8 protein-coding genes are annotated in these 8,062 nt (G+C 68.3%); 5 read left to right on the top strand and 3 right to left on the bottom strand.

Annotated features, from left to right (window positions below; translation table 11 throughout):
• Nucleotides 1–268 precede the first annotated feature (268 nt).
• The 4 genes from EJJ38_RS12475 to trpS all read left to right on the top strand — a co-directional run bounded on the left by EJJ38_RS12475 (nucleotide 269) and on the right by trpS (nucleotide 4,781).
• Nucleotides 269–1,162 (top strand): DMT family transporter, encoded by an 894-nt coding sequence (locus EJJ38_RS12475; RefSeq protein ID WP_127090475.1) that lies wholly within the window; start codon nucleotides 269–271, stop codon nucleotides 1,160–1,162.
• 46 nt (nucleotides 1,163–1,208) lie between these two features.
• On the top strand, nucleotides 1,209–2,735 hold the full coding sequence (gene murJ / locus EJJ38_RS12470; RefSeq protein ID WP_127090474.1) for a murein biosynthesis integral membrane protein MurJ: 1,527 nt from the start codon (nucleotides 1,209–1,211) through the stop codon (nucleotides 2,733–2,735).
• Between the two features lie 15 nt (nucleotides 2,736–2,750).
• Nucleotides 2,751–3,608: an alpha/beta fold hydrolase gene (locus EJJ38_RS12465; protein ID WP_127090473.1), complete on the top strand. Its 858-nt coding sequence runs from the start codon at nucleotides 2,751–2,753 to the stop codon at nucleotides 3,606–3,608.
• 135 nt (nucleotides 3,609–3,743) lie between these two features.
• Nucleotides 3,744–4,781 (top strand): tryptophan--tRNA ligase, encoded by a 1,038-nt coding sequence (gene trpS, locus EJJ38_RS12460; RefSeq protein ID WP_127090472.1) that lies wholly within the window; start codon nucleotides 3,744–3,746, stop codon nucleotides 4,779–4,781.
• 9 nt (nucleotides 4,782–4,790) lie between these two features.
• Here the strand turns inward: trpS and EJJ38_RS12455 are convergent, their stop codons facing one another.
• Nucleotides 4,791–5,666, bottom strand: a complete 876-nt coding sequence (locus tag EJJ38_RS12455; protein ID WP_127090471.1) for a LysR substrate-binding domain-containing protein — start codon at nucleotides 5,664–5,666, stop codon at nucleotides 4,791–4,793.
• A gap of 118 nt (nucleotides 5,667–5,784) precedes the next feature.
• Between EJJ38_RS12455 and EJJ38_RS12450 the strand changes: the two genes are divergently transcribed.
• Entirely contained in the window at nucleotides 5,785–6,192 is a 408-nt protein-coding gene (locus EJJ38_RS12450) for a tautomerase family protein (protein WP_127090470.1), read from the top strand.
• A 63-nt stretch (nucleotides 6,193–6,255) separates the two neighbouring features.
• On the opposite strand, the gene EJJ38_RS12445 is transcribed toward EJJ38_RS12450, so the two are convergent.
• Nucleotides 6,256–6,459 carry a hypothetical protein gene (locus EJJ38_RS12445; protein WP_127090469.1) on the bottom strand — a complete coding sequence of 68 codons (204 nt, stop codon included), beginning with the start codon at nucleotides 6,457–6,459 and terminating at the stop codon, nucleotides 6,256–6,258.
• Between the two features lie 203 nt (nucleotides 6,460–6,662).
• The gene (locus EJJ38_RS12440; protein ID WP_127090468.1) at nucleotides 6,663–8,060 is read right to left on the bottom strand and encodes an NAD(P)(+) transhydrogenase (Re/Si-specific) subunit beta; all 1,398 of its coding nucleotides are present in this window, start codon (nucleotides 8,058–8,060) and stop codon (nucleotides 6,663–6,665) included.
• Nucleotides 8,061–8,062 lie beyond the last annotated feature (2 nt).

Here is an 8,062-nt window from a genome sequence, read left to right as displayed (position 1 = left end):
CGGGAAAAACGGCGAGATCCGAGCCATCTGCCGCTCGCTCAGCAGGAACAAATCACCCATGCCAGCCTCCTCAAGGGAGACGGTGAATCACAGATCACAGCAGATTAATAGGTCCTGAGCCTAGAGCACGTTCCGATCGGATTGCATCGCAATCCGGTCGGTAAAACGCTCTCTATCAAGAGATTAGAGGCTGATTCACCGATCAGGTTGGTTCAACCCGATCGGATCAGGCTCTAAGGAGACGGGCGATCAAGAGGGCCAGAGGGCGATGTCGGGTTCGACCAATACCGCGCGGGAGCTGATGCTGCTGCTCGCGCTTTCGACGCTCTGGGGCGCGGCCTACAGTTTCATCCGTGTGGGCGTGGAGACCATTCCGCCGATCACGCTCATCGCCTCGCGGACCTTGCTGGCGGGCCTCCTCCTGCTGGCGGTGCTGAGGCTGCGGGGCGTGAGCCTGCCCATGGACCGGGCCACATGGCGGCGCTTCCTGATCCAGGCGGTGCTCAACAGCGCGCTGCCCTTCACCCTCATCGCCTGGGCGGAGCAGACCACGGAGGCGAGCCTCGCGGTCATCCTCAATTCCATGACGCCCATCTTCGCCTTCCTGCTGACGGCGCTCATCACGCGCCACGAGAGGGTGACGGCGCGCAAGCTGTTCGGCGTCGCGGCCGGGCTTGCGGGTGTCTGCCTCATCATCGGCATGGATGCGCTGGGAGGGGTCGGGCGGGAATTGTGGGCCCAGCTCGCCATCATCGTCGCCACCCTCTGCTACGGCGCGGCGGCGATCACCGGCAAGGGGTTCAAGGGGCTGGATCCCATGGTGCCTGCCGCAGGCTCCATGGTCTGCGGGGCGGCCATCCTCATCCCCCTGAGCCTCATCGTGGACCGCCCCTGGACCCTGGCGCCGAGTACCGATTCGGTGCTCGCTCTGCTGGGGCTGTCGGTGTTCTCAACCGCGCTCGCCTTCGCCATCTATTTCCGGCTGATCCAGACCCTGGGCTCGGTGGGCACCACGGCCCAGGCCTATCTGCGTGTGCCGATCGGTGTGGCCATCGGCGTGATCTTCCTGGGGGAGCATCTGAGCACCACTGCATGGATCGGCTTCGCCTGCGTCGTGCCGGGCGTGATGGCCATGACCTGGCCGGAGCGCAAGCGGGGATAGGCCCGGCCTTGCCAAACCGCCGCCCAGCCGCCACAGAGCGTTTCCCATGACACCGCCGCGCTCGCTGATCGCCAAGACCTCCGCCGTGAGCGCCGCGACGCTGGGCTCGCGCGTGCTCGGCTTCGCGCGGGATGTGGGCACGGCAGCGGTGCTGGGGGCGGGGCCGCTGGCGGATGCGCTCATGGCCGCCTTGTCCCTGCCGCTGCTGGCGCGGCGCCTGCTGGCGGACGGCGCCTTCAACGCCGCCATGTTGCCCGCGCTGGCCAAGGCGGAGGACGACACGCAGGCGGCGGCCGTCGCCAATGCCACCCTGGCGCTGCTCGGAACCCTGCTGACCGTGCTCGCGCTCGCCGGGGCGCTGGCCATGCCGGTCATCATGATGATTCTCGCGCCCGGCTTCTCGGAGGGCGGCGAGCGGGCGGACCTTGCCATCGCCTGCGGCCAGCTCGCCATCTTCTATCTGCCGCTGGCGGGCGCCGCCGCGGTGCTGGGCGGCATCGCCAATGCGGCGCACCGGGTGCTGTTGCCCGCGCTCGCGCCCATGCTGGCCAATGCGGTGGTGCTGGTGGCCATCGCCTTTCTGCTGCTGGAAGGCTGGGTGGCGACGCCTGCCGCCGCCATGGTCATGGCGGCGTGCGCGGTCATATCGGGCATTGCGCAGATGATGCTCATGATGGTGGCGGCCCATCGGGCGCCGGCATCCTTGCGCCTCAACGCCGGTTTCGCCTGGGCCGCCGCGCGCCGCGTGCTGCGCGCCTCCGGCCCCGCCCTGCTGTTCGCGGGCCTGCCGCAGTTGCGCCTGCTGATCGTGGCGGCAATGGTCTCCTCGGTGCCGGGCGCCGTCTCGGCACTCAATTATGCCCAGCGCCTCATCGACCTGCCGCTGGGGCTGGTGGGGGCGAGCGCGGGGGCGGTGCTGGTGCCTCTGCTCACCACCGGGCGCGCGCGGCGGCCGGGCGTGGAAACCACCCGCGCCGCGCTGGCCGCGCTCGCCTTCGCGCTGCCGGCGGCCACCGGCCTGCTGGTGCTGGCCGAGCCCATCATCGCGGTCCTCTACCAGCGCGGCAGCTTCACGGCGCAGGACACGGCGATGACGGCCGCCTTGCTGGCGGCGCTCGCATTGGCCTTGCCCGCGCAGGGGCTGGAGAAGATCTTCAGCGCCGCCGCCATGAGCCATGGCCTCACCGGCGCGGCGGAGCGGGCGGGCATCGTGTCGCTGGTCAATGCCGCCGTCCTCGCCGCGGGGTTGGGCCTGGGTATCGGCCCGACGGCGGGCGCCTGCGCGGTGGCGCTCTCGGCCTGCTACGGGGCGGTGCGGCTCGGGTTGGTCCTCCAGGGAGCGGGGCATCTGGCGCTCTCGGGAGATGTGTGGCGGCAGGCGCGCGGGCTCCTTCTCGCCTGTCTTGCCATGGCGGGCGTGGTTCTGGGGCTGGCCTGGCTCTGGCCGTCTCCGGGGGCGGGATTTGCCGCCGCGCTCCGCCTGGGCGTGCTGGTGGCGGCGGGGATGGCGACCTATGGTGCGCTCTGGCTCCTCCTGCGCCGCCGTCTCGCGGCGCGCGCCGGGGATGCATGACCGAAGGGGAAATTCGTGAGCCCAAGCCGCACCTTCGCCTATCCCGCCCGCGATGACCGCGCCCTGTTCGGGCGGATCTGGGGAGAGCCGAGCCGTTTCCTGCCGCTGGTCTGCCTGCCGGGCCTCACCCGCTCCTCCACCGATTTCGAGACGCTGGCAGAGGCGCTGGCGGAGCGCGGACGGCAGGTGATCTCGTTCGACTTCCGGGGGCGGGGCGGGTCCGCTTATGCGCCCTATGCCTCCTACAACATCGTCCAGGAGGCGCAGGACACGCTGGACGGCCTGGAGAACCTCGGAATCTCCCGGGCCCTGTTCCTGGGCACCTCGCGGGGCGGGCTCGTGATGATGCGCATCGCCAGCGTGCGGCCGGAGGTGATGGCGGGCTCGATCCTCAACGATATCGGACCCGTGGTGGAAACATCCGGCATCGCGCGCATCGCCGGCTATGTGGGCGCGCCGCCGCCCGGCGACTGGCCGGCCCTCGTCGCCTCGCTCAAGGCCGCGCAGGGCATCATGTTCCCGAACCTCACCGCCGAGGACTGGGAGCGCTATGCGCGCCAGATCTATGCGGACGATGCCGGAACGCCGCGCCTCGCTTATGACCCCGCCATGGCGGACGCCTTCAAGGCCTTCGATCCCACCAAGCCCCTGCCGGAATTCTGGGACGGGTTCGACGCCATGGCGCCCCAGCCTCTCATGGTGATCCATGGCGCCCTCTCCGACGTGCTGTCGGCGACGGCCCTGGAGGCCATGGCCGACCGGCACCGGGGCATGGAGGTCTATACGGTGGAGGGCCAGGGGCACGCCCCGCTCCTGTGGGAGGCGAAGGACCACAAGGTGATCGCCGCGTTCCTGGACCGCGCCGATCCCTGAGCCGGGCTTGTTGTTCCGCGAGGCTTGCCGCCCCTTGCCCGCCATGGCATGAGGCGGCCTCGTTTCGGGCCGCTTGGCCCGGTTTGTCCCAAAGGAGGCGGCCGCGTCCAACCCGGCCGCCGTGAGGAGGTCGCCATGGCGGCGGTCGCGGAACGTGTTTTCTCCGGTGTCCAACCCACCGGAAACCTGCATCTCGGCAATTATCTCGGGGCCATCAAGCGGTTCGTGGAGCTTCAGGAGCGCTTCGACTGCATCTATTGCGTGGTGGACCTGCACGCCATCACCGTCTGGCAGGAGCCCGAGGAGCTGAAGCGCCACACCCGCGAGGTCACCGCCGCCTTCATCGCCTGCGGCATCGACCCCAAGAAGCACATCGTCTTCAACCAGAGCCAGGTGTCCGGCCATGCGGAACTGGCCTGGATCTTCAACTGCGTCGCCCGCATGGGCTGGCTGAACCGCATGACGCAGTTCAAGGAGAAGGCCGGCAAGGACCGGGAGAATGTCTCCGTGGGCCTGTTCGCCTATCCCGATTTGATGGCCGCCGACATCCTGCTCTACCGCGCCACCCACGTTCCCGTGGGCGAGGACCAGAAGCAGCATCTGGAGCTGACCCGCGACATCGCGCAGAAGTTCAATACGGACTTCGGCCCCTCGCTCTCCGGCCTCGGCTTCGGCGAGGGCTATTTCCCGCTGACCGAGCCGGTCATCGCGGGCCCGGCCACGCGCGTCATGAGCCTGCGCGACGGCTCCAAGAAGATGTCCAAGTCCGATGCCTCGGACTTCTCCCGCATCAACCTCACCGACGATGCGGAGGCCATTGCCGGCAAGGTGCGCCGGGCCAAGACCGATCCCGAGCCGCTGCCCTCCGAAGAGGCGGGCCTGAAGGAGCGTCCGGAGGCGGACAATCTGGTGGGCATCTATGCGGCGCTGCTGGACGGCACCAAGCAGAGCGTGCTGGACCAGTTCGGCGGCGGGCAGTTCTCCACCTTCAAGGGCGCGCTGGTGGACCTTGCCGTGGAGAAGCTCAGCCCCATCGCGGGCGAGATGAAGCGCCTGATGGCCGATGTGAGCGCCATCGATGCCATCCTCGCTGATGGTGCCGACCGGGCGCGGGTGATCGCCGACAAGACCATCGCCGACGTGAAGGATATCGTCGGCATGGTCCGTCGCTGAGGTGACAGGTTAAGCGGCCGCGTAGAGCGGCCGCTCGCGGCGCAGTTCCTCCAGAACCACTTCTTCGGCCTGGAGCAAGGCGGGCGCCGCCACTTCCGCCCGCCGGTACATGACGAATTCCACGTCCGGCAGACCCGGCAGGTCCGGTTCGCGCACGGCCACGAGATCCGTGCGCACGGCGCGCGAGGTGCGCACGGTCACGCCGAGCCCGGCACCGGCGGCGGCCAGCAGGCCCGGCAGGCTGGGGCTGGTGAAGGCGATGCGATAGGCCCGCCCGGCCGCATTGAGCGCGCTCAGCGCCGCCGCACGATAGATGCAGGGCGTTTCGAACATCAGTAGCGGCACGGGCTCGTCGGGAGACAGCCGCAGGTTTCGCGAGGCGATCCAGGCCATGGGCACGCGCCCCGCCGGCGTGGCGGGCAGGTCCAGGTCGGTCCGCAGGCCGAGCGCGAGGTCGAGGTCGCCCGCCTGCAGGCGCTCCAGCATGGGCGCGGTGGAGCTTACCTGCACCGTCAGTGGCGCATCCGGGAACAGGGCCGCGAGGCGGCTCAGGACGCGCTGGAGCGCGGCCTCGCCGAAATCCTGCAGGAAGCCCAGCCGCAGCGGATGGGCATAGCCGCCATGGACATGCTGGGCGAGGATGCGGTCGTTCAGGTCCAGCAGGCGCCGCGCATCGTCCAGGAAGGCGGCGCCGCGCGCGGTGAGCGCCACGCCGCGCCCGCGCCGCTCCAGGGGCAGGAAGCCCAGGGCGTCGGCCAGCCGGTCCATCTGCAGGCTCACCGCCGACTGGGTGCGCCCCACGCGCTGGCCGGCGGCGGAGATGGAGCCGAGATCGGCCACGGCCACGAAGCTGCGGATCAAATCGAGGTCGAGATTGCGGAGCATGGCGGTCCCGATATGGCTTTCATATCAGGGTAGCCAATTCGTCGATTTCCATAAATCAATTTTTCTGAAGTATCGGCCGGGCCTAGCGTGATGGCGTTCCCAAACGGAGACGCCACCAATGCCCATTCTTCAAGTGACCCTCTCCGGCGCGCCCGACGCCGGCAAGGCGGCCGAGGTCGCCGCCCGTTTGTCCGCGCTCACCGCCCAGCATTTGCGCAAGGATCCCGCGCTCACCTCCGTGGCCATCACCTTCCTGCCGGAGGCGCACTGGTTTGTCGGCGGCCCGAGCCTCCAGACGGCAGGGCGGGCGAGCTTCTGGCTGGATATCGCCGTGGTGGACGGCACGAACACCAAGGACGAGAAGGCGGCCTATATCGCGGCTGTCTATGCGGAGATGGCGGGCCTGCTGGGTGCGCTCCATCCCGAGAGCTACATCCATGTGCGCGAGGTGAAGGCCGACGCTTATGGCTATGGCGGGCGCACGCAGGAAAGCCGCTATGTGGAGAAGACGCTGAAGGCGGCGTGAGGCACAGGCTTCACCTCACTGCCCCGGCCACCGGGGCAGTGCCGCTTACCGACGACACGCCTCTCAGGCGGTGCCGTGGTCCAGGATGCGGATGGCTTCCTGGAGAGCGGCCCGTGCCTGGGCGAGGGTCGCGTCGCGCAGGTCGCCCTGGCCCTCGATGGGCAGCGGGCAGGTGACGTGCACGTTGGTGAGCTTCAGAAGACTCGGCGTGATGCCGGGTTTCACGAAGGAAATCACGGCTTTGTCCTGCACGACGTCGATGCTCATGCTGTGAATTTTCATGGCCGACATGTGCGTTCCCCCTCTGCGAAGAACTATTGATTCGCAATCATACATGACAGGGAATCGCACTCATCTGAAAAGCGCAAGCATTCGTTGCGTCACCAACAGAAAAGCGAAGGGGCCGCGCGGCGTCTGCCGGGCGGCCCCTTGCATCTTTCGTGAACGCCGGGGCGTTCAGCAGGCTCGGCTCAGAGGCCCTTCAACACTTCCTCGGTGACCTTCTTGGCGTCGCCGAAGAGCATCATGGTGTTGTCGCGGAAGAACAATTCGTTCTCCACGCCGGCATAGCCGGAGCCCATGCCGCGCTTGATGAAGAGCACGGTCTTGGCCTTTTCCACGTCCAGGATCGGCATGCCGAAGATGGGCGAGGCAGGATCGGTCTTGGCGGCCGGGTTGGTCACGTCATTGGCGCCGATGACGAAGGCCACGTCCGCCTGGGCGAACTCGGAGTTGATGTCCTCCAGCTCGAACACCTCGTCATAGGGCACCTGGGCTTCCGCCAGCAGCACGTTCATGTGCCCGGGCATGCGGCCCGCCACCGGATGGATGGCGTACTTGACCTCGACGCCTTCCTTCTTCAGCAGGTCGCCCATCTCGCGCAGCGCGTGCTGGGCCTGGGCCACCGCCATGCCGTAACCGGGCACGATGATGACCTTCTGCGCGTTCTTCATGATGTAGGCGGCATCTTCAGCCGACCCGTGCTTCACGGGACGGGTCTCCACCACGCCTGCCGGGCCGCCGGCGGTCTCACCGCCGAAGCCGCCGAGGATGACGGAGATGAAGGACCGGTTCATGGCCTTGCACATGATGTAGGACAGGATGGCGCCCGAGGAGCCCACCAGCGCGCCCGTGATGATGAGCGCGGTGTTGCCCAGCGTGAAGCCGATGCCCGCCGCTGCCCAACCCGAATAGGAGTTGAGCATGGACACCACCACCGGCATGTCGGCGCCGCCGATGGGGATGATGAGCAGGCCGCCCAGCACCAGCGACAGGATGGTGATGATCCAGAACAGCGGGATCGAGCCGGTGAGCACGAAGGCCACGATCAGGATCAGCAGCAGCGCCGCGAGGCCGATATTGATGAGGTGCCGGAAGGGCAGCATGATCGGCTTGCCCGACATGTTCCCGTTCAGCTTGGCGAAGGCGATGATGGAGCCGGTGAAGGTGATGGCGCCGATGGCCACACCCAGCACCATTTCCACGAGGCTCGCGCCATGGATGTCGCCCGGCGTGCCGATGCCGAAGGCGGCAGGCGCATAGAGCGCGGCGGCCGCCACCAGCACGGCGGCAAGGCCCACCAGCGAGTGGAACGCGGCCACCAGCTGCGGCATGGCGGTCATGGCGATGCGGCGGGCGACAACCGCGCCGATGCCGCCGCCGATGCCGATGCCCGCGATCACCAGCACCCAGCCGAACACGTCGGAGGGCGGGGAGAGCGCCAGCGTGGTGAGCACGGCGATGCCCATGCCGACCATGCCGAACAGGTTGCCCTGCCGCGACGTGGTGGGGTGGGACAGGCCGCGCAGCGCCAGGATGAAGAGGATGCCCGAAACCAGATAAAGGACGGCGGCGATATTGGCGTTCATCG

Source organism: Aquabacter cavernae (genome assembly GCF_003993795.1).
Classification (GTDB): domain Bacteria; phylum Pseudomonadota; class Alphaproteobacteria; order Rhizobiales; family Xanthobacteraceae; genus Aquabacter; species Aquabacter cavernae.
Note: the sequence above shows the minus strand (reverse complement) of the source record. Positions and strands in the feature narration are given on the sequence as shown.

Coding starts and splice junctions, on each gene's coding strand:
- EJJ38_RS12450 (WP_127090470.1), top strand. CDS start 5,785: ATGCCCATTCTTCAAGTGACCCTCTCCGGCGCGCCCGACGCCGGCAAG.
- EJJ38_RS12440 (WP_127090468.1), bottom strand. CDS start 8,060: ATGAACGCCAATATCGCCGCCGTCCTTTATCTGGTTTCGGGCATCCTC.
- EJJ38_RS12475 (WP_127090475.1), top strand. CDS start 269: ATGTCGGGTTCGACCAATACCGCGCGGGAGCTGATGCTGCTGCTCGCG.
- trpS (WP_127090472.1), top strand. CDS start 3,744: ATGGCGGCGGTCGCGGAACGTGTTTTCTCCGGTGTCCAACCCACCGGA.
- murJ (WP_127090474.1), top strand. CDS start 1,209: ATGACACCGCCGCGCTCGCTGATCGCCAAGACCTCCGCCGTGAGCGCC.
- EJJ38_RS12445 (WP_127090469.1), bottom strand. CDS start 6,459: ATGAGCATCGACGTCGTGCAGGACAAAGCCGTGATTTCCTTCGTGAAA.
- EJJ38_RS12455 (WP_127090471.1), bottom strand. CDS start 5,666: ATGCTCCGCAATCTCGACCTCGATTTGATCCGCAGCTTCGTGGCCGTG.